Source organism: Streptomyces malaysiense, from assembly GCF_000980885.2.
GTDB lineage: Bacteria > Actinomycetota > Actinomycetes > Streptomycetales > Streptomycetaceae > Streptomyces > Streptomyces malaysiense.
In genome coordinates, this window is sequence record NZ_LBDA02000080.1 from 24265 (window position 1) to 43377 (window position 19113).

The window sequence follows — 19113 nt, forward strand, 5'->3', positions numbered from 1 at the left end:
CGGGAGGGTGGCGGGGAAGGGGGGAGGGCGCCGCTGAGGTGAGGGGCGTGGGAGGGGCGTGAGGGCGTTTCGGCAGGAGGTCCGGTGCCTGCCCTTGGCGGTCCGGCGGCAGGTGTTCAGCGCAGGTGGCGCAGGGCGTCCGGGGTGAGGTCGGCCAGGGTGGGGTAGCCGTCGACGGCCATGAGGAGGTCGGCCTCGGCCAGCAGGGTGCGCAGGACGTGCACGATGCCGTCGGCGCCGTCCAGGGCGAGGCCGTAGGCGTAGGGGCGGCCGATGCCGACGGCTCGTGCGCCCAGGGCGAGGGCCTTGACGACGTCGGAGCCGGAGCGGACCCCGGAGTCGAAGAGGACGGGCAGGTCGCCGGCGGCCTCGACCACGCCGGGCAGGCAGTGCAGGGCCGGCAGGCCCCCGTTGGCCTGGCGGCCGCCGTGGTTGGAGCAGTAGATGCCGTCGGCACCCGCGTCCTTGGCGCGGCGGGCGTCGTCGGGGTGGCAGATGCCCTTGAGGATCAGCGGCAGGTCGGTGAGCGAGCGCAGCCACGGCAGGTCGTCCCAGGTGAGGGGGTTGCCGAAGGTCAGGGCCCAGTGCAGGACCGCGGCCGAGGGGTCGTCCTCGGGGGACTTGGCGAGGCGGGAGCGGAAGACCGGGTCGCTCGTGTAGTTGGCCAGGCAATGGCCGCGCAGCTGGGGGAAGTTGCTCGCGGCCAGGTCGCGGGGGCGCCAGCCGGTGATCCAGGTGTCCAGGGTGACCACGATGCCCTTGAACCCGGCCGCCTCGGCCCGCTGGACCAGGCTCTCGGCCAGCTCCCGGTCGGTGGGGGTGTAGAGCTGGAAGAAGCCCGGGGTGTCGCCGAACTCGGCGGCCACCTCCTCCATCGGGTCCACGGTCAGGGTGGAGGCGACCATCGGTACGCCGGTGCGGGCGGCGGCGCGGGCGGTGGCCAGATCGCCGTGGCCGTCCTGGGCGCACAGGCCGATCACCCCGACCGGGGCCATGAACAGGGGTGAGGGCAGGCGCATCCCGAAGAGGTCGACGGACAGGTCGCGGTCCTTCGCCCCCACCAGCATGCGCGGTATCAGGCCCCACTCCTCGAACGCGCCGGCATTGGCCCGCTGGGTGTGCTCGTCCCCGGCGCCGCCCGCGACGTACGACCGTACCGAGGGCGTCAGCGCGGCCAGCGCGGGCGGTTCCAGCTCGGCGAAGGTCATCGGCAGCCGCGGTGTCACTCCGCGCAGGCCGTCGAGGTAGATCTCGTTCTGGTAGTCGGCGAACGCCATGAGGTCCTCCTGCTCCGGCCCGCCGCGTGCGGGCCCCCTGGACCCCTACAGGGCGGGACCGCCCACCGGCAACAGGGACGGGGGAATCCGCCCGCCGCCTCAGGTCCGTGTCACCCGCACCCGGTACGTTCCGTCGTCCTCTCCCATCACCCGCACCACGATCGAGTGCCGCGGGTCCTTGAAGGTCTGGCCGGGGGTGAAGGGGGCGTCGGAGAGTTCGGCCTGGACGTTGGGGCTGCGGGTGCAGCCGCCGCTGTCGCGGTGGGCGTCGTAGACCGTGATGGGGCCCCGGCCGGTGTCGACGGTGGCGTCCACCTTGTAGATGAGGACGCCGGGGCAGCAGATCGCCTCGTCGTTCCCGCCCTGCGCCCGGACCTCCAGGGCGTACGCCGTGTGGCCGTCCACCGGGATGATCACCAGCTTGCCGCCGCCGGACTCGTACAGCGGGGTCAGGGAGTACTCGACGCTGCCGCCTTTCGCCGCGCAGCCCACCTGGGAGCCGTCCAGCCAGCCCAGTTTCCACTTGTCCCAGGCCAGCATGTCGTTGTTGGCGCCCCAGTCCTCGCTCATGATGTCCCAGTGCCCGACCGTGCCCCCGCCGTCCTGGGTGTACAGGTCCGGCAGGCCGAAGGCGTGGCCGTTCTCGTGCGGCAGCACCCGGTAGCCGGTGCGCGGGAAGGAGCCGGAGCCGTCGTCCTGGCGGGAGTAGATGAAGGAGGCGTTGGCGACCGGCACCCCGTCGGCCACCGGCGCGTCCGCGTTCCCCGCGAAGGTCACCGACAGCACCGTGTCCAGCGCGGACGGCCCGGCGTTCGGGGTGACCAGGATGTTCAGCAGGTCGTACGAGCGGAAGTCGACCTTGGGGTCGGCCGCGGCCACGATGTCCTGGACCAGCTGCCGGTACCCGGGGTCGAAGGGTGCGCCGCGCTCTATGTCGTACGCCTTGAACGGCTTCGGCATCCGCAGCCAGTCGGTCACCGGCGTCTCGGGCCGGTAGTCCAGGCGCCCGTACGACGAGGTGCGGAACCAGTCCTGTGTGCGCGGGAAGAACTCGTGGAAGCGGTCCATCGCGCTGCCCTCTCCGGGCGCGTCGGAGAAGTCGACCATCAGGGTCAGGGCGTGCACGGTGCCGGTGGAGCGGGCGTAGCCGTGCGGGGTGGGCACGCCCTCGGTCATCTGGACGTCGGGGCCGCCGTGGATCATGCAGGGGGAGAGGGCGGCGGTGCGGGCGAGGCCGGTCGGCCCGGCGGTGGAGGGCGCCGTGAGGCGGGCGGTTCCGGCGGAGGTGCTGATCGCGAGGGTCAGCGCGGTCACCGCGGCGAGGGCCATCCGGCGCGAGGGTATGCGGCGCGCGGATATGCCGCTGGGGTCCTGGTCGGGGGATATGCGGCGGGGCGACTGCGGCTGCATGCTCGGACCCTTCGCTCCACGGCAGCCGCCGGTCTCTTGGCTGCGCCCTTGCGATCACCCTGTGCCGGGGCCCCGGCGGGCGCGCGCTGGGCGAGACCGATCGTGGGAAGGGCGGGACCGAACGTGGGAAGTGCGGGCGCGGGAGGGTGAATTCGGGCCCGCGGTGAATGTGTCCCAGCTCACAGGATCTCTTTCCGGGTGCGGGAAATAAGTGGGGACCCTTTCCCCGTTTGGAAGTGTGTTCGCCTGAAACGGGGACCGGGTCCCCGGATCGTCAGAGCACACCGACACCGCACCGGCACCCCGCCGGCAACCCTGCGGACATCCCGCCGGCCGGACCGACCGAGGAGCACCCAGTGACGACCGCCACCCGCCCCGCACCGCGCAAGGTGACCCGGCCCCGCGCCGATGCCCTGCGCAACCGGGAGCGGATCGTCACCGCCGCCCGGGAGATGTTCACCGAGCACGGCCCGGACGCACCGCTGGACGAGATCGCCCGCCGGGCCGGCGTCGGCAACGCCACGCTGTACCGCAACTTCCCCGACCGCGACGCCCTCGTCCGCGAGGTCGTCTGCTCCGTGATGGACCGTACGGCCGAGGCGGCCGAACTGGCCCTCGCGGAGACCGGGGACGCCTTCGCCGCGCTGGAGCACTTCGTGCACGCCTGCGCCGACGAGCGGATCAGCGCGCTGTGCCCGATGGTCTCCAGCACCTTCGACCGGCACCACCCTGACCTGGAAGCCGCCCGCGAGCGTGTCGAGAGCCTCGTGGCGGAGGTCATGGGACGGGCCGTGACGGCAGGTCAGCTGCGGTCCGACGTCGGAGTGGGCGACCTGATGATCGCCGTGGCCCAGCTGAGCCGGCCCCCGGCCGGCACCGACTGCCCGCGCGGCGACCGGTTCGTCCACCGCCACCTCCAGCTTCTCCTCGACGGCCTGCGGGCCCCGGCGCGCTCCGTGCTACCGGGCACCGCCGTCACCGTCGGGGAACTCCGCCAGTGCGGTACGGCCGCATAGTCCGAACCGCTCCCGCCCTCCACGCCAGCCGTATCCGCCGTACCCGCCGTAGCCGCCGTATCCGTCGTCCCAGTCGTCGTCGTCCGCTTTCCTGACGCGTTCCGTTCACTGTCGTTTTCTCGTCATTTTTCCGTCACCTGGTCACGAAGCTCCGCACTCGTGAACTCCCGAAGTCCCGAAGTGGGTACACCCATGTCCGAAGCCCTCAAGGCTCCCCGCGTCGCCGTGCCGTCCGGCGACGCCAACCGCTGGAAAGCGCTCGTCTTCATCGCGCTCGCCCAGCTGATGGTCGTCCTCGATTCGACCATCGTGAACATCGCCCTGCCCTCGGCCCAGAAGGACCTCGGCATATCCGACGGCAACCGGCAGTGGGTCGTCACGGCCTACGCCCTCGCCTTCGGCGGTCTGCTGCTCTTCGGTGGCCGGATCGCCGACAAGTGGGGCCGCCGGCGCGCCTTCCTCACCGGTCTGATCGGCTTCGCGATGGCCTCCGCGCTCGGCGGTCTCGCCGTCTCGGGCCCGATGATGTTCGGTGCCCGTGCCCTCCAGGGTGTCTTCGGCGCGCTGCTCGCGCCCGCCGCGCTGTCCCTGCTGGCCGTGATGTTCACGGACGCCAAGGAGCGTGCCAAGGCGTTCGGTATCTACGGCGCCATCGCGGGCGGCGGCGGCGCGGTCGGCCTGATCCTCGGCGGCTTCCTGACCGAGTACCTGGACTGGCGCTGGACGTTCTTCGTCAACGTGCCGTTCGCCGTCGTCGCCGCGCTGGGCGCCACCCTGGTCATCCGCGAGCCGGAGGGCGGCCGCAACCGCGCCCCGCTCGACATCCCCGGCGTCCTGCTGTCCACCCTCGGCCTGGTCGCCCTGGTGTACGGCTTCACGCGCGCCGAGTCCGACGGCTGGAGCGACGCCCTGACCGTGTCGATGTTCGTGGCGTCCGCGGTGCTGCTGCTGGCGTTCGTGCTGGTCGAGTCCCGGGTCAAGGCCCCGCTGCTGCCGCTGCGCGTGGTCCGCGACCGCAACCGCGGTGGCATCTACCTCTCGCTCGGCCTCGCCATCATCGGCATGTTCGGCCTGTTCCTCTTCCTGACCTACTACCTCCAGATCGTGAAGGGGTACTCCCCGGTCAAGACCGGCTTCGCGTTCCTGCCGATGGTGGCCGGCATGATCACCGGCTCCACCCAGATCGGCGCCCGGCTGATGACCCGGGTGCGGGCCCGGCTGCTGATGGGCCCCGGCTTCCTGGTCGCGGGTCTGGGCATGCTGCTGCTGACCCAGCTGGAGATCGGTTCGTCGTACACCACCCTGCTGCTGCCCGCGATGGTGCTGCTGGGCCTCGGCATGGGTACGGCGTTCATGCCGGCCATGTCCCTGGCCACCCAGGGCGTCGAGCCCCGGGACGCCGGTGTCGCCTCCGCGATGGTCAACACCTCGCAGCAGGTGGGCGGCGCGATCGGCACGGCGCTGCTGAACACCATCGCCGCGTCCGCGAAGACGTCGTACCTCAAGGACCACATCGCCGGTGCCGCCACCAAGCCGCAGCAGCAGCTGGTGGGGCTCCAGAGCATGGTGCACGGCTACAGCACGGCGATCGCCTTCGCCGTCGGCATCCTGGGCGCCGCCGCGCTGATCGCCTTCACCTTCGTCAACGCCGGGCGTCCGGGCTCCACCCAGGTGGCCTCCGGCGCGGGCGTCGAGGACGAGGCGCCGGTGCCGGTGGTGGTCCACTGACCCTCGCGGACTCGGTGAGTCAGCGGAGCCAGGGGAGGTCCGCACCCTCCTCGTCCGGCTGCAGGCCCTCGGTGACGATCTCCATGATCTCGCCGAGGGCCTTCTGCTGTTCCGGGCTGAGCCGGTCGAACAGGGCCTGGCGTACGGCGGTCACATGGCCCGGGGCGGTACGGCCGAGCACGGCCGCGCCCTCCTCGGTGAGCACCGCGAACTGGCCGCGCTTGTCGGACGGGCAGTTCTCGCGGCGCACCCAGCCGTTCTTCTCCAGCCGGGCGACGGCGTGCGAGAGCCGGGAGCGGGTGATCTTCGCCTTCATCGCCAGCTCGGTCATCCGCAGCCGGCGCTTCGGTGCCTCGGCGAGCGTGACGAGCAGGCCGTAGTAGATGTGCGGCATGCCCGCGTCGCGTTGCAGCTGCCGGTCGAGGTGGTCCTCCAGCAGGGTGGTGGCGTGCAGGTACGCGCGCCAGACGCGCTGTTCCTCGGGGGTGAGCCAGCGGTGCGGTGCGGCGGAGTCCGGTGCCGTGTTCATGGGTCCACTTTACGAAATGTCTCTTTGAAACTTGAACTAGTTGGGCGTACGGTGTTTCCCTAGGAGCTTGAGAGTTAAAGCATATGGCCGGATGGGTCCGGTCCCGCCGGGACGAGAGGGAGTCGCCGTCATGTCCGTCGCCGCAACGGAGCGCGCCACCGGGGGGCGGATGCCCGCCCTGTACCTCAGCCACGGCGCCCCGCCGCTCGCCGACGACCCGGTCTGGCCCGGCCAGCTCGCCGCCTGGGCGGCGGCGCTGCCCCGCCCGAAGGCCGTCCTCATGGTCTCCGCCCACTGGGAGGAGGCACCGCTCGCCCTCGGCGCGGTCGAGACCGTCCCGCTCGTCCACGACTTCTGGGGCTTCCCCGAGCACTACTACCGGGTCCGGTACGACGCCCCGGGCGCGCCGGAGCTGGCCGATTCGGTCCGCAAGCTGCTGCGCGCCCCCGGCACGCCCGTCCAGGACATCCCCGACCGCGGCCTGGACCACGGGGCCTACGTCCCGCTCGTCGAGATGTACCCGGACGCCCGCATCCCGGTGCTCCAGGTCTCCATGCCCACCCTGGACCCGGTGCGGCTCATGGACATCGGCCGCAGGCTCGCCCCGCTGCGCGACGAGGGCGTGCTGATCATCGGCTCCGGTTTCTTCACCCACAACCTCGCCGCCCTGCGCAATCCGGGCGGGGGCGTGCCGAGCTGGTCCGCCGAGTTCGACGACTGGGGCCGGCGCGCGCTGGCGGACCGCGACTGGGACGCCCTGCTCGACTTCCTGGGCAAGGCCCCGGCCGGCCGCTACGCGCACCCGCGCACCGAGCACTTCGCCCCGCTCTTCGTCACCATGGGCGCGGCGGAGGCCGGCGGCGAGCTCGACGGGCAGAAGTCGGTGATCGACGGGTTCTGGATGGGGCTGGCGAAGCGGTCCGTGCAGTTCGGGTAGCCGCGGGGGGTGGCGGCGGCTTCGTGGGACTTCCGGGGGCCGGCCCCGGTGCGTTCCTCCGTGTGCCGGGCCGGGTCCCCGTGGCGCCCGAGCCGGTGTGCCCCGCGGCCCGGTGGGCGCCGGTGTCCGGGAGGCCCGCGTGGCAACCATCGGGCGGTGCGTGCCGTCTTCCGGGTGGGGGAGCGGCCGGGGCCGGCGCTCACGCGGGGTGAGAGGGGCGGTGTCGAACGTGATGGCCGTCTTGCGCACCCTGTGGTCGCGGATCTCCGTGAGAGCGCCGGGATTCCCCTCGACACCCGGTCTGACCTGCATCTCTGTGGGCTCGGGCGGCATCTCGCCTCCCATGCGGCGGAACAGGGTACTGCATGATCAGAAAAATTGAGGGGCAGGTTGGGAATTCTGTCCTGATTCCAGTCGTTGTTTCCATCGGATGCAGGGCACTCAGGGGAGAGTCCAGAGGACAGCCCCGGAGTGCCGAGCGTCCAGGACCACCCGCCAGCCCACCATCGCAAGGGAGCACGCATGGCAACCCGTGCCGTCGCCCGTCGTAAGTCCGCCTATGGGGGCACCTCCCAGGCCGTCGGCTCCGGGGGAGGGACGGCCGACTCGACAAGCGGCGTTCGCGCTCGCGGCGGCGAGATCGCGGACCGCGACCTGGTCGGCATGTATCTCGACGAGATAGCGCGCACACCGCTGCTCGACGCCGCCAAGGAGGTCGAGCTGTCCCAGACCATCGAGGCGGGTGTGTTCGCGCGACAGGTCCTCGACGGGTTCGAGGACACCACCTCGGACGCCACCCTTGAGGAGCTGGAGTCCCTGGTCGCCGCGGGCGAGCGGGCCAAGGACGTGTTCATCCGCTCCAACCTCCGCCTCGTCGTCGCGGTCGCCCGGCGCTACCCGCGCAGCGGTCTGCCCCTGCTCGACCTGATCCAGGAGGGCAACGCGGGCCTGGTGCGCGCCGTCGAGAAGTTCGACTACCGCAAGGGCTTCAAGTTCTCCACGTACGCCACCTGGTGGATCCGCCAGGCCATCACCCGCTCCATCGCCGACCAGTCGCGGACCATCCGGCTCCCCGTCCACCTGGTGGAGGAGCTGGGCCGCATCCGCCGGGTGCAGCGCGAGTTCAACCGGGAGCACGGCCGTGAGCCGGAGCCCACGGAGATCGCGGCGGAGCTGGGCTCCACGCCCGAGCGTGTCACCGACGTCCTCGACTGGGCCCGCGACCCGGTCTCGCTGAACATGTCGGTGGACGACCAGGGCGAGACCCAGTTCGGCGACCTGCTGGAGGACACCTCGGCGGTCAGCCCCGAGCAGTCCGTGATGACCCTGCTGCGCAGCGAGGAACTGGACGACCTGATCGGCCGCCTGGACCAGCGCACGGCCTCCATCATCAAGATGCGGTACGGCATCGAGGACGGCCGCGAGCGTACCCTGACCGAGGTCGGCAAGGAGCACGGTCTGACCCGCGAGCGCATCCGGCAGATCGAGAAGCACGCCCTGCTGGAGCTGAAGAAGCTGGCGCGGGACACCGGGTTCGACGCGGCGGCGTAGCGGAAGCCGGGGAACAGCGGAAGCCGGGGAACAGCGGGAGGCCGGGGCTGCGGGCCGGCGGCGCACAGGGGGCGGGGGGACGCGTACGCCGGGTCGCGAAAGACGGCGCAAACACGGCGCTCCCGGGCCGCTTCAACCGCCGGGACCGGGGGAACAACCCTTCCGGGCCCGTCGGCGGGCCCCTGTGAACGCCGCACTCCCCACACCGAGTCACCCGCGGACCAGCCGAACCAGCTCGTCACACCGACACATCGATCCGCACCCGGCCGACCCCACGCACCATCGGCCGACCCCACGCGAGCCACGTCCCCGCGCACATCCCCCCCGGCGCCGGGACTTCCCAGAGCCGGGCTTCGGCGCCCACCCCCCCCGGGCGCCGGAGCCCGGTTCTCTGCGCCGCGACGCCCACCGGTTCGCAACGGCATTTCCCCGCCAGGCGGCGGGAGCGCGCCGAGGGATGCCCTCGGCGGCCGAAGGTGTTGCCCGACCGGTGCGGAGGTTCCTGCCGCCAATGGCCCGGCGGTGGAAGGATGGTGGCCGAGTGGTCCTCAAGAGCCCCGGCGGACAGAGGAGTTCGGGTCGCGCCGAGAAGCGGGGAAGGGGGAGGCGGGAGCAAGGGGACCCGGGGGCCGGGGATCCGCGAGGCGGGGATCCGGACCGGGGTGCGCGGGTCACATGCGGGCGCCGCCGTGCGGATCGTCGTCGCCGGCCCGTACGAGCCCTACGCGCGGTCTCCCCTCTGCGGGAGCGGCCCGGTCGTGTGACGCTGGGAGCGGCGTGACGGCGGCGGAGACGGCAAGGGGCGGCCCACCCCGTACCTGAACCCCGGGGTGAACCGCCGGATGGCAGATTCTGCCACACGGGCATAGCCTGCCGAGATGAGCACCACCCCCGGTCCTACCCCCGGCTCCGCCTCCGGCGCCACCCCGCGGTCACCGTCCGGCGCCGTGCCGGCCCCCTCCCTCACCGAGCGCCGCAAGGTCGAGACCCGGATGGAGATCGCCCGCGCCGCGGCGGCCCTGTTCGTCCGCCAGGGACTGCGGGCCACCCGCGCCGAGGACATCGCCCAGCGGGCGGGCGTCGCACCGCGCACCTTCTATCGCTACTTCGCCACCAAGGAGGAGGCGGTCGCGCCGCTCTACGCCGCCGGCGCCCAGCGCTGGGCCGAGGCCGTCCGTACCGCCCCGGCCCGCCTCACCGTCCCGCAGGCCCTGGAGCACGCCGTCGAGCACACCCTCACCCCGGGCGCGGGGGTCTCGGCGGCCTCCTGGGAATGGGTCCGCACCCTGATCCGCCTGACCGACACCAGCCCCGCCCTGCGCAAGGTCTGGGCCGAGGTGGGCCAGACGTCGGAGGAGGCGCTGGCGGAGATCCTGGCGAGGCGGCTGGCGACGCCCGGATGGGGGGTGCCGTGCGCGGAGGGTGCGGATGCGGCCGGGGAGGAGACAGCCGTGGGGAAGCCGTTCGCGGGCGATCCGTTCGCGGGCGATCCGTTCGCGGGGGAGCTGTTCGTGGGGGATCCGTACGCGAGCGGGTCGTCCGGGGGAGGGCCGTCCGCCGGAGTGCCGGGGGCGCCTGGAACGGTCGGTGCCGGGGGACCGGGAGCTGTCGGCGATCCGCTCGCCGGGCTGCCGGGAGCCACCCCCGATCCGCTCGCCGCGCCCGTCGACGCGGAGCCGCCCCTCGACGCGGGGCCGCGCCCCGGCACGGAGCCGGTTCCCGGCACGGAGCCGGCCGAGCCTCCGCTCCCCGTCCCCGTGATCACCCCCGACCTGCGCTTCGCCGCCGCCGTCGCCGGGAGCGCCGTACGCGTCGCCGTGCAGTCCTGGGCCGCCACCGCCTCCCCGCCCACCGGCCCGGACGGACCCGCGGCGCTGGCCCTGCGCAACCTCAAGGCCCTGGGCGGCTTCGACTGGGACGGCGCGTACTAGGGGTTTCCCGGGAGGTCCCGGACACCCCCGGCCCGGCTCAGCCGTCTCCCCAACTCCCTTACATGCGAGAGAAGTTCGTCCGGTCGTCGCACGGTGAACTCGTACCCCGTCAGCGTCAGCCGGACGGTCAGCCAATCCACCGGATCGCCGGTGCTGCCCGCCAGGACGCAGCCGCCCTCGCCGTCGTCCGTGAGCGTCCCGAGCGCCGCCGGGAGCCGCTCGGCGACCTCCGCCGCCGACGCGGCGAACCGCACCTCGAACGGGTACGCCTCCTGCCACTGCTCGATCGACTGCCGCAGGTACTCCGCCGCGCCGCCCGCCGGCAACTCCCGCTGCTCGAACCGGACCCCGGTGGCGAACGGCTCGCTCACCCGGTCCACCCGGAACGTGCGCCAGTCCGCGCGGTCGAGGTCGTACGCGACCAGGTACCAGCGCCGCCCCGTCGACACCAGCCGGTGCGGCTCGGTCAGCCGGCGGGACGTGCCGCCCTCCTTGTCGCGATAGGCGAACCGCAGCCGCTCTCGCCCCGCCACGGTCGACGCCAGCAGGGTCAGCGTCCTTGCCGGGATGCTCGCGCCGTCCCCCGCGGTCAGCGGGGTGGTCGCGGCCTGGAGGGTGGACACCCGGTGCCGCAGCCGGGCCGGCAGGACCTGTTCCAGCTTGGCGAGGGCCCGCACCGACGCCTCGTCCACGCCCGCCACCGCGTGCCCGGCGCCGGCCCGCAGCCCGACCGCGATGGCGACGGCCTCCTCGTCGTCCAGTACCAGCGGCGGCATCGCCGTGCCCGCGACCAGCCGGTACCCGCCGTCCGCGCCCTTCGTCGCCTCCACCGGATAGCCCAGCTCGCGCAGCCGGTCGATGTCCCGCCGGACGGTACGACGGGACACCTCGAGCCGCTCGGCCAGCTCGCCGCCGGGCCACTCGCGGGGCGTCTGGAGAAGGGAGAGCAGCCGGAGCAGCCGTGCCGGTGTGGCGGTCGTCATGCGCCCGAGGATGCCCTACCAGTAGGCCAGTACCTGGCCTACTGGCGAGGGGCGTTCACCGCACGGCCGCCGATCGTCCCTTTGGTCCGGTTGATTCGGTGTGTGTTGTTCACGGCACCTGCGAGATACGTCACGGTCCGGGGCCGAAGTGCCCCGCCGTGGTGTGTACTGGTGGGTATGCCCGAGCATCTGTCGACTCTCCAGCTGGTCGCCGCGGTCTTCCTCACCCTGGCCGGAGTGGTCTGGGCGATCGGCGTGCTGCGTCTGCTGCGCCGGTTCCGCGCACAGGCGCTTCGCGAACTCGCGGCCGCCCGCCTGCCGTTCCTCCCGGCCCAGCGGACCGGCCCGCTGCGGGAGTCGGTGGAGCTGACCCCGGCCGAACAGGACGCCTTCGCCGGGCTGATACGACAGCTCGGCCACCGCTGACCGGCCCGGCCGCCGGGCCGCCCGCGCCCCGCCGCCCGCCGGACGATCCGTCGTCGGTCCGTCGGTCCGTCGGTCAGCCCTGTCGGGCCGCCCGCCGCTCCATCGCGGAGCGGGCCGCGTCCTCCGACATGTACACCTCGCACATATGGCGGCCGTCCGGCGTCGCCGTGTGCTCGACCTCCCACAGGGAGACCTCGCTGTCGTCCGGCAGCAGGAACGCGTGCTCGTACAGCACATAACTCAGCCCTGAGCGGCCCGCCCGGCCCGGACGGCCGAAGGCCTGGGTGATCTCGTGCGCCCTCGCCGTGGCCAGCAGGGCCGCCGTGTGCACGTCGGGGCGGTCCGGGTTCTCCGCGCGGCGCAGCAGCCGGCGGGCGTGATCGGCGGAGTCGCCGCAGGCGAACACGTGCCGGGGAGCGGGGAGAGCCCACAGCCAGGCCGGCGCGGGCAGATCCAGTTCGGGCGCGTCCGCGGGTAATCCGAGCCGCGAGGTGGCCGTCCGGAGCTCCTCCTCGTCGGTGTACACCTCGTGATCCGGGGCGCCGCCCGGGGTGGCGTTGTGCGCCAGCTCCCACAGCGTGACCGCCGAGCCGTCGGCGAGCAGCCAGGTGTGCCGGTACGTCTCCCGGTGCAGCCCGGCGCTGTGGTGCGCGGAGTACAGCGAACTGTCGTACGCCAGCGCGCAGTCGAGGCGCCGGATCACCTCGTCGGGCAGCTCGAAGGAGTTCAGGGCACGGCCGAGGAGCCGCGCGAGGTGCTCCTCGGGCGACTCGGGCGACTCGGCTGGTTCGGGCGCTGCCGTCTCGTACGGAACGCTCAAGGCATCTCCCGGCGTTGCTGCATGTCACCTTGTGGGTGCATACCGTAGCCCCTCGATCGGACGTCATGTCCGGGAATGGGGAAAACGAACACCGGAAAAACGTGCGGGCCGCGCGAGAAGTTCCCGCGCGGCCCCAAACCCCGTCAAAACCCGTCGGTCAGACGGCGCTTCCGGCGGTCCAGTCGCTCCAGGACATGTTCCAGCCGTTGAGGCCGTTGGCCGGGCCCACGGTGGAGTCGGGGGAGTTCTTCACGATCACCACGTCGCCGACGAGCGAGTTGTCGAAGAACCACTTCGCGGAGGTGTCGCCCTGCGCGCCCTGCACATCGGCGAGGCCGACGCAGCCGTGGCTGGTGCCCTGCCGGCCGAACGGCGGGTTGCTCTTCTTGTACCAGTAGTTGCCGTGGATGAAGGTGCCCGAGGACGTCAGACGCATCGCGTGCGGCACGTCCGGGATGTCGTACTCCCCGCCGAAGCCGACCGTCGAGCCGTTCATCCGGGTCTGGGTGAACTTCTCGGAGATCACCATCTGCCCGTTGTACGTGGTGTGCTCCGGGCTGCCCGCGGAGATCGGCACCGACTTGAGCGTCCGGCCGTCGCGCACCACGGTCATCGTCTGCGTGTTGACGTCGACCGTGGAGACCTGCGAGCGCCCGACGGTGAAGGAGACGCTCTTCTTCTGCACGCCGTAGAGGCCCTGGGCGCCCTGCACATGGTCCAGGTCGATCTTCATCGTGACCTTGGAGCCGGCCTTCCAGTACTCCTTCGGCCGGAAGTCCAGGCGCCGGTCGCCGAACCAGTGCCCGACCACCTGCTGGCCGCTGCTGGAGTTGACCGTGATGTGCGACTGCACGGCCTTCTTGTCGCTGATCGACTTGTTGAAGGTGAACGACACCGGCATGCCCACACCGACCGTGGTGCCGTCGTCCGGCGTGTAGGTGCCGATGAAGCTGTTCGCCGAACCGACGGTGCTGAAGATGGCGTTGGCGGCCGCCGGGCGCCCCTCGGCGTCCTTCGCCTGCGCGGCTATCTGGTACTTCGTGCCCAGAGCCAGCCGCTGCTTCGGCTTCCAGCTGTGGCCGTCCGCCGATATCGCCCCCGGCACGGACTGCCCCGACCCCGACACGGTCATCTTCACGTCGGTCAGCGTGCCGTCGCTGACCTTCACCCCGGTCGCGTTGACGGACGCGTCCGTCGCGCCGTCCTTCGCCGAGATCGCTATCTTCGCCGTCGAGGTCTTCGGGGTGTCCCCGCCGCCGCCCTTGTTCGAGGCGTCGGCGTCACCGCCGCAGGCGGTCAGGGTGAGGGCGCCGACCATCAGGGCGGCACAGGCCCCCAGTGCGCGCCGCGCTGCAATGTCCGGCGTTCTCACGGGCTGCTCCAGTTTCGTGTGGTGTGCGTGGTCCGTTCCCATGCGCCGAGAAAGAGTGCGCAAACAGTCCCTGAGGTTCCCCCCAAGACCTCGTAAGGCCACGACGTGACAGAACCGCGACAATCCCCGTCCGGCGGTGACGCGCTTCCCCCTACGAGCGCCCGTACAACTCCCCGTACGACGGCCATGCTCCGCCCGGCCCGTCGACCGGATCGGCCGCGCGTACCGCCCGGACGATCGCCCGGGTCACCAGGTCCGCGCCCGCGGCGAGCAGTTCGTTGAGGGCGAGCGGATGGGCGGCGAGGGGGCGGGTGCCGGTGGCCAGGGTGAAGACCGTGTCGCCGTCGTGCAGCAGGTGGACCGGGCGGACGGCGCGGGCGATGCCGTCGTGCGCGGTGCCGGCCAGCTTCTGGGCCTGGGCCTTGGTCAGGCCGGCGTCGGTCGCGACCACCGCGAGCGTCGTGTTCAGCGGCGGCGGGGTACGGCCCGCGCCGGACTCCTCCAGCCGCCGCAGCGCTGCCTCGTGCACCTTCTTCTCCGGGTACGCGACCCGGCCGTCGTACAACTCCCCGTACAGCACACCCGTCTCCGGATCCATCACCGAACCCGCCGCGTTCGCGACCACCAGGGCGGCGACCGTGATCCCCGAGTCGAGGACCGTGCTCGCCGTGCCGATGCCGCCCTTGAGCCGGCCGGTCGCCGCACCCGTGCCGGCTCCCACGCAGCCCTGCGGCACCGGGGCGCCCGAAGCGGTCGCGGCCGCCGCCTCCACCGCCGCGCGGCCCGTCGAGGCATCCGGACGGGCCCGGAAGTCACCGCCGCGCCCCAGATCGAAGACGCAGGCCGCGGGCACCACCGGTACGACATGCGCCGGATCGGGTCCGACCCGCACACCCCGCCCGTTCTCCTCCAGCCAGGCCATCACCCCGGACGCCGCGTCGAGTCCGTAGGCGCTGCCCCCGGTGAGCACGATCGCGTCGACCCGCTGGACCACGTTGCGCGGATCGAGCGCGTCGGTCTCCTTGGTGCCGGGCCCGCCCCCGCGTACATCCACGGCGGCCACGGCCCCGCCCTCCGGTGCCAGTACGACGGTGGTCCCGGTGAGCCTGCCGTCCCCGGTCCGGGTGGCGTGCCCGACCCGCACCCCGGCGACATCTGTCAGCGCGTCAACTGTCATGGCCGCCAGTCTGCCCGAGCCCCGCCCGCCGCCGAAGGGCTCAGCCGGCCGCTGGTCCGGCGTCCGCCGTGCGCTCCCTCCGGGTCGTGCGGGCCGTCAGGGTCACCCCGGTGGCCACCGCCGCCGCGCAGACCAGGCCCGCCGCGAGCACCGACCAGCCGCCCAGGAAGGTGCAGCAGAGCACCAGCAGGGCGGTGACCGGCAGCACCAGCTGCTGGGCGGCGCCGACCTTGAAGTGCCGTGCGTGCAGGGCCCAGACGGTCAGCAGGTACAGCGCCGTCGGCAGGGTCACCGCGGCCGACGCGGCCGTCGCGGAGATGTGCGCCGTGCCGACCGCCTCCTCCACGGCCACCTCCAGGCCCGCGCCGATCGCCGCCGCCGAGGAGAAGATCAGATAGTGGCCGTACCCCCACAGGAACGCCCGCCCGCCGGAGCGCAGATGGCCGTGGATGGGCACCACGAAGTAGATCCACCAGGCGGAGAACACGATCAGCAGCCCGCCCGCCGCGATCGGCAGCAGCTCGCCCAGGGCCGAGTGCTCGTCCACGGCCGACTTCACGGCGACGGTGGCGGAGGCGATGGTCTCGCCGAGCACGATGATCGTGAACAGTCCGTACCGCTCGGCGATGTGGTGCGGGTGCCACGAGGTCTGGTGGTCCCGCTCGGCGAGCAGCGGCACGCACATCTCCGCGACGGCCATCACCAGGAACACCCAGGGCCGCGCCGGCTGCGGCAGCACCACCAGGCCGGCCCAGCCGACCTGGCACAGCAGCACCCCGCCCGCGTAGCGCAGCGCGGCTCTGCGTTCGGTGCCCTCGGCCGTGCGCGCGGCTCTCAGCCACTGGGTGGCCATCGCGAGCCGCATGATCACGTAGCCGAGCCAGACCGTCATGTAGTCGTGCTGCTCGAAGGCCCGGGAGACACCGGCGGCCAGCACCAGGACGCCGGCGATCTGCACCAGGGTGACGACCCGGTAGAGCACGTCGTCGTTGTCGTACGCCGAGGCGAACCAGGAGAAGTTCATCCAGGCCCACCAGATGGCGAAGAACACCATCGCGTAGTTGAGGACACCGGTGCCGGGGTGGCCCGCGGAGACGGCGTGCACCAGTTGCACGCCCGCCTGCGAGACCGCCACGACGAAGGACAGGTCGAAGAGGAGCTCCAGCGGGGAGGAGACCCGGTGGGCCTCGTCGCGCCCGCGCGCGGTGAGCCTTCGCACGGGGCCGGAGGGGTGGGATGCGGGGTGGGATGCGCCCGGGGCTGCGGGCGCCGGGGTGGAACTCGGCGTCATGCCTCTCAGCACAGCAGAAAACCGGGCCGGGGGCTTGCGCGGGCGCTCACCGGCGGCCGACGGCCTACCGGGAGGGGGGCCGTACCCTGGACGCATGAGTGATGCCCCCGCACCCGGACCGCGTGCCCCGAAGCCCGCGCTGGTCTTCGACGATCCGCTGGACCAGCAGTCCTCGGACGACACCGACCGCGGCTGGGGCGAGCGGCCGGCCGGCGACAGCGCCGCCGACCTCAAGCGCTTCCTCGACGAGAAGCCGCCCCACCACATCTGAACCGCCGGCGGCTCTCTCCCGGACCCGGCCGGGGTCGCGGGCCCTAGTGGTCGTCGTGCCCCGTGCCGCGCTGGGCGACCAGGGCGTCGCGGATCTCCTTGAGCACCTCCAGCTCGGACACCTCGACGACCTCCTTGGCGCCCTCCCGCGCCGCCTTGCGGGCCGCCTGCCGGGCCAGGTACTTCGACATCGGCAGGACCATCATGAAGTACACCACCGTGGCGGTGATCAGGAAGGACAGCGCGGCGCCGAGGACGGAACCCCACATCAGCTGGATGCCGTGCGTTCCGTGGCACGAGGTGCTCAGACAGGTGCTGTAGTTGTCCAGGTTCTGGGTGCCGATCGCGCCGACCAGCGGGTTGATGATCCCCTTCACCAGCGCGTTGACGATGTTCGTGAAGGCGGCGCCGATGACGACCGCCACCGCCAGGTCGATGACATTGCCGCGCATCAGGAAGGCCTTGAAGCCTTGCAGGACGCTCGGTTCCTTCTTCGCGCTCACCTCGGGGACGCTCCTCGCGTGGACAAGTCGTGGAACAAAACGCTCCGCAACCTACGGCACGGTGCGGCCATAGTGTCCAATCCCATCCCCCGAAGGAGGGACTTGACAGCGCGCCGCCAGTAAAAAGTCCGACTCGGTTCAGCACAGCGTCACCGCCAGCCGCGCCGTGGCACTCGCACCGACGAGCCCGGCCGCGAGGGCGCGCGGCGCGGCCAGTACGACGAGCGCGCCGGTCTCGGCCGCGCCGTCAAGCGGCTCCGGCACCCGTGTCACGCGCACCCCGCGCGCGAGCACCCGCGCGCCGCCCCCGGCCGACGGATCCTGCGCGGCGACCACGTCGACCCGGTCACCGGGGCGCAGCAGCCGGACCGTGGCGGCGTCGGCGATCCGCACCGGCGCCGCGACCAGGTCCGCCGGGCGGAGCGGGCGCGGGGGAGTCGCGGGCGGATGCCCGCGCGCGGAACGGGCGGGCGGTGCTGCCGCGCCGGCGCGGTGTGCTTCCGCCGGGGTCCCCGGGCCCGCGGCCACCAGCGCGGCCGCGGTCAGCACGAGTCCGGCCGCCGCCGTCCGCCCCGGGTGCCGTACCAGCCGGTGCACCCGGCACCGCCCGCCGCGCACCCGCACCGGGGGGAACGGCGGTACCTCGCGGGTCGCGGGCGCGTCCGTGCCCAGGGGCCGGGGCGGGCGCAGCGGAGGGGGGAACGCGGTGCGCGGGGCGGACGCGGAGGACGCGGCCGAGGGCGGGCGGGAGAAGGGGATGGGCATCGAGGTCACCGCCTGTGACGAGGGGCGTCGGCTTGCGATGCCCACGATGACGTCTCGCGCCGGATCCCGCCGGAGCCGGTGGACCACCGCCCGGTTGTGGACAACTCGCCCACCCGGCCGGGTGATTCCGCGCCCTTCACGGCGGCTCGTCCACAGCCTCCAGCCGCTCCGCCCGCCCCGCTACGGCAGTTCGAATCCCGGGTCCATCCCGCCGAGGGCGTTCACGCACAGGCAGTCCCGCTCCCCGGTACCCGGCAGCGTGCCCACCGCGTCGAAGAGCACCCCGCGCAGCCGTTCCACGTTGGCCGCGAACACCTGGAGAACCTCTTCGTGGGAGACCCCCTCGCCGGTCTCGGCGCCCGCGTCGAGGTCGGTGACCAGGGTCAGGGAGGTGTAGCACAGCTCCAGTTCGCGGGCGAGCGCCGCCTCGGGATGGCCGGTCATGCCCACCACCGACCAGCCCTGCGCCTGGTGCCACAGCGACTCGGCGCGGGTGGAGAAGCGCGGCCCCTCGACCACGACCAGTGTGCCGCCGTCCACCGGCTCCCAGTCCCGGCCACGGGCGGCCTTCAGCGCGATGGCCCGTCCGGTGGGGCAGTAGGGGTCGGCCAGGGACACGTGCACGACGTTCGGCACCTTGCCGTCGGGCAGCGGCAGCCCGTCGAAGTACGACTGGGCCCGGGACTTCGTACGGTCCACGAACTGGTCCGGCACCAGCAGCGTGCCGGGGCCGTGCTCGCCGCGCAGACCGCCCACCGCGGAGGGGCCGAGGACCTGCCGGACGCCGACGGAACGCAGCGCCCACAGGTTGGCGCGGTAGTTGATGCGGTGCGGCGGCAGATGGTGGCCGCGGCCGTGCCGGGGCAGGAAGGCGACCCGCCGGCCGGCGATCTCGCCGAGGAACAGGGAGTCGCTGGGCGGCCCGTAGGGAGTGTCCACTTGTAGCTCGGTCACGTCGTCGAGGAACGAGTAGAAACCCGAGCCGCCGATTACGCCGATCTCTGCGTTCGCCATGGCCAAGACATTAGCTGGCCGTGACGCCGCGCAGCAGACCTTGCCGGAGAACGCCGGACGCCCCGCCGTCGCGGGACGGCAGGGCGGGCGTCAAAAGGGATGAAGCGCGCGGC

General features: G+C 72.7%; 17 protein-coding genes and 1 pseudogene. 7 read left to right on the forward strand and 11 right to left on the reverse strand.

From position 1 onward, the window contains the following. Positions 1-116: 116 nt before the first annotated feature. Positions 117-1277 carry an alpha-hydroxy-acid oxidizing protein gene (locus tag VT52_RS28855; protein WP_046421644.1) on the reverse strand — a complete coding sequence of 387 codons (1161 nt, stop codon included), beginning with the start codon at positions 1275-1277 and terminating at the stop codon, positions 117-119. A gap of 99 nt (positions 1278-1376) precedes the next feature. Next, entirely contained in the window at positions 1377-2687 is a 1311-nt protein-coding gene (locus VT52_RS28860; protein WP_079175342.1) for a M6 family metalloprotease domain-containing protein, read from the reverse strand. Between the two features lie 356 nt (positions 2688-3043). Between VT52_RS28860 and VT52_RS28865 the strand changes: the two genes are divergently transcribed. Both VT52_RS28865 and VT52_RS28870 read left to right on the forward strand, forming a co-directional pair. Further along, positions 3044-3703: a TetR/AcrR family transcriptional regulator gene (locus VT52_RS28865; protein ID WP_046421640.1), complete on the forward strand. Its 660-nt coding sequence runs from the start codon at positions 3044-3046 to the stop codon at positions 3701-3703. 192 nt (positions 3704-3895) lie between these two features. Further along, entirely contained in the window at positions 3896-5431 is a 1536-nt protein-coding gene (locus tag VT52_RS28870) for an MFS transporter (RefSeq protein WP_206306629.1), read from the forward strand. Positions 5432-5450: 19 nt separating this feature from the next. On the opposite strand, the gene VT52_RS28875 is transcribed toward VT52_RS28870, so the two are convergent. Then, complete coding sequence (locus VT52_RS28875) at positions 5451-5960, reverse strand: MarR family winged helix-turn-helix transcriptional regulator (protein WP_046421638.1); 510 nt, start codon at positions 5958-5960, stop codon at positions 5451-5453. A 130-nt stretch (positions 5961-6090) separates the two neighbouring features. Here VT52_RS28875 and VT52_RS28880 point away from each other — a divergent pair, with 130 nt between their 5' ends. The 3 genes and pseudogenes from VT52_RS28880 to VT52_RS28890 all read left to right on the forward strand — a co-directional run. Beyond that, complete coding sequence (locus VT52_RS28880) at positions 6091-6897, forward strand: dioxygenase family protein (RefSeq protein WP_046421636.1); 807 nt, start codon at positions 6091-6093, stop codon at positions 6895-6897. Positions 6898-7419: 522 nt separating this feature from the next. Next, the gene (locus VT52_RS28885) at positions 7420-8448 is read left to right on the forward strand and encodes a sigma-70 family RNA polymerase sigma factor (protein WP_046421634.1); all 1029 of its coding nucleotides are present in this window, start codon (positions 7420-7422) and stop codon (positions 8446-8448) included. 992 nt (positions 8449-9440) lie between these two features. Further along, positions 9441-9839: pseudogene (locus VT52_RS28890) on the forward strand (TetR/AcrR family transcriptional regulator); the annotation flags it as partial. 536 nt (positions 9840-10375) lie between these two features. Here the strand turns inward: VT52_RS28890 and VT52_RS28895 are convergent. Further along, positions 10376-11362: a helix-turn-helix transcriptional regulator gene (locus VT52_RS28895; protein WP_046421632.1), complete on the reverse strand. Its 987-nt coding sequence runs from the start codon at positions 11360-11362 to the stop codon at positions 10376-10378. 177 nt (positions 11363-11539) lie between these two features. Between VT52_RS28895 and VT52_RS28900 the strand changes: the two genes are divergently transcribed. Beyond that, a complete protein-coding gene (locus tag VT52_RS28900; RefSeq protein WP_046421631.1) occupies positions 11540-11788 on the forward strand; it encodes a hypothetical protein in 249 nt (82 codons plus the stop codon). Positions 11789-11861: 73 nt separating this feature from the next. On the opposite strand, the gene VT52_RS28905 is transcribed toward VT52_RS28900, so the two are convergent. From VT52_RS28905 to VT52_RS28920, 4 genes are all read right to left on the reverse strand, one after another. After that, entirely contained in the window at positions 11862-12608 is a 747-nt protein-coding gene (locus VT52_RS28905) for a DUF6227 family protein (protein WP_046421629.1), read from the reverse strand. A 157-nt stretch (positions 12609-12765) separates the two neighbouring features. Further along, complete coding sequence (locus VT52_RS28910; RefSeq protein ID WP_206306630.1) at positions 12766-13980, reverse strand: L,D-transpeptidase; 1215 nt, start codon at positions 13978-13980, stop codon at positions 12766-12768. Positions 13981-14131: 151 nt separating this feature from the next. Beyond that, positions 14132-15157, reverse strand: coding sequence for a P1 family peptidase (locus tag VT52_RS28915; protein ID WP_046421623.1), 1026 nt, complete (start codon positions 15155-15157; stop codon positions 14132-14134). 40 nt (positions 15158-15197) lie between these two features. Further along, on the reverse strand, positions 15198-16448 hold the full coding sequence (locus VT52_RS28920) for a low temperature requirement protein A (protein WP_046421622.1): 1251 nt from the start codon (positions 16446-16448) through the stop codon (positions 15198-15200). 94 nt (positions 16449-16542) lie between these two features. Here VT52_RS28920 and VT52_RS37265 point away from each other — a divergent pair, with 94 nt between their 5' ends. Then, entirely contained in the window at positions 16543-16719 is a 177-nt protein-coding gene (locus tag VT52_RS37265) for a hypothetical protein (protein WP_107481475.1), read from the forward strand. 43 nt (positions 16720-16762) lie between these two features. Here VT52_RS37265 and mscL read toward each other — a convergent pair whose 3' ends face one another. The 3 genes from mscL to VT52_RS28935 form a co-directional block, all read right to left on the reverse strand. Further along, positions 16763-17221 carry a large conductance mechanosensitive channel protein MscL gene (gene mscL / locus VT52_RS28925; RefSeq protein ID WP_046421621.1) on the reverse strand — a complete coding sequence of 153 codons (459 nt, stop codon included), beginning with the start codon at positions 17219-17221 and terminating at the stop codon, positions 16763-16765. A 138-nt stretch (positions 17222-17359) separates the two neighbouring features. Continuing rightward, complete coding sequence (locus VT52_RS28930; protein ID WP_079175344.1) at positions 17360-17986, reverse strand: hypothetical protein; 627 nt, start codon at positions 17984-17986, stop codon at positions 17360-17362. 180 nt (positions 17987-18166) lie between these two features. Beyond that, complete coding sequence (locus tag VT52_RS28935) at positions 18167-19000, reverse strand: S-methyl-5'-thioadenosine phosphorylase (RefSeq protein ID WP_046421619.1); 834 nt, start codon at positions 18998-19000, stop codon at positions 18167-18169. Between the last annotated feature and the right edge of the window lie 113 nt (positions 19001-19113).

Coding starts and splice junctions, on each gene's coding strand:
- VT52_RS28855 (WP_046421644.1), bottom strand. CDS start 1,277: ATGGCGTTCGCCGACTACCAGAACGAGATCTACCTCGACGGCCTGCGC.
- VT52_RS28860 (WP_079175342.1), bottom strand. CDS start 2,687: ATGCAGCCGCAGTCGCCCCGCCGCATATCCCCCGACCAGGACCCCAGC.
- VT52_RS28870 (WP_206306629.1), top strand. CDS start 3,896: ATGTCCGAAGCCCTCAAGGCTCCCCGCGTCGCCGTGCCGTCCGGCGAC.
- VT52_RS28875 (WP_046421638.1), bottom strand. CDS start 5,960: ATGAACACGGCACCGGACTCCGCCGCACCGCACCGCTGGCTCACCCCC.
- VT52_RS28880 (WP_046421636.1), top strand. CDS start 6,091: ATGTCCGTCGCCGCAACGGAGCGCGCCACCGGGGGGCGGATGCCCGCC.
- VT52_RS28885 (WP_046421634.1), top strand. CDS start 7,420: ATGGCAACCCGTGCCGTCGCCCGTCGTAAGTCCGCCTATGGGGGCACC.
- VT52_RS28895 (WP_046421632.1), bottom strand. CDS start 11,362: ATGACGACCGCCACACCGGCACGGCTGCTCCGGCTGCTCTCCCTTCTC.
- VT52_RS28900 (WP_046421631.1), top strand. CDS start 11,540: ATGCCCGAGCATCTGTCGACTCTCCAGCTGGTCGCCGCGGTCTTCCTC.
- VT52_RS28915 (WP_046421623.1), bottom strand. CDS start 15,157: ATGACAGTTGACGCGCTGACAGATGTCGCCGGGGTGCGGGTCGGGCAC.
- VT52_RS28920 (WP_046421622.1), bottom strand. CDS start 16,448: ATGACGCCGAGTTCCACCCCGGCGCCCGCAGCCCCGGGCGCATCCCAC.
- VT52_RS37265 (WP_107481475.1), top strand. CDS start 16,543: ATGAGTGATGCCCCCGCACCCGGACCGCGTGCCCCGAAGCCCGCGCTG.
- VT52_RS28930 (WP_079175344.1), bottom strand. CDS start 17,986: ATGCCCATCCCCTTCTCCCGCCCGCCCTCGGCCGCGTCCTCCGCGTCC.
- VT52_RS28935 (WP_046421619.1), bottom strand. CDS start 19,000: ATGGCGAACGCAGAGATCGGCGTAATCGGCGGCTCGGGTTTCTACTCG.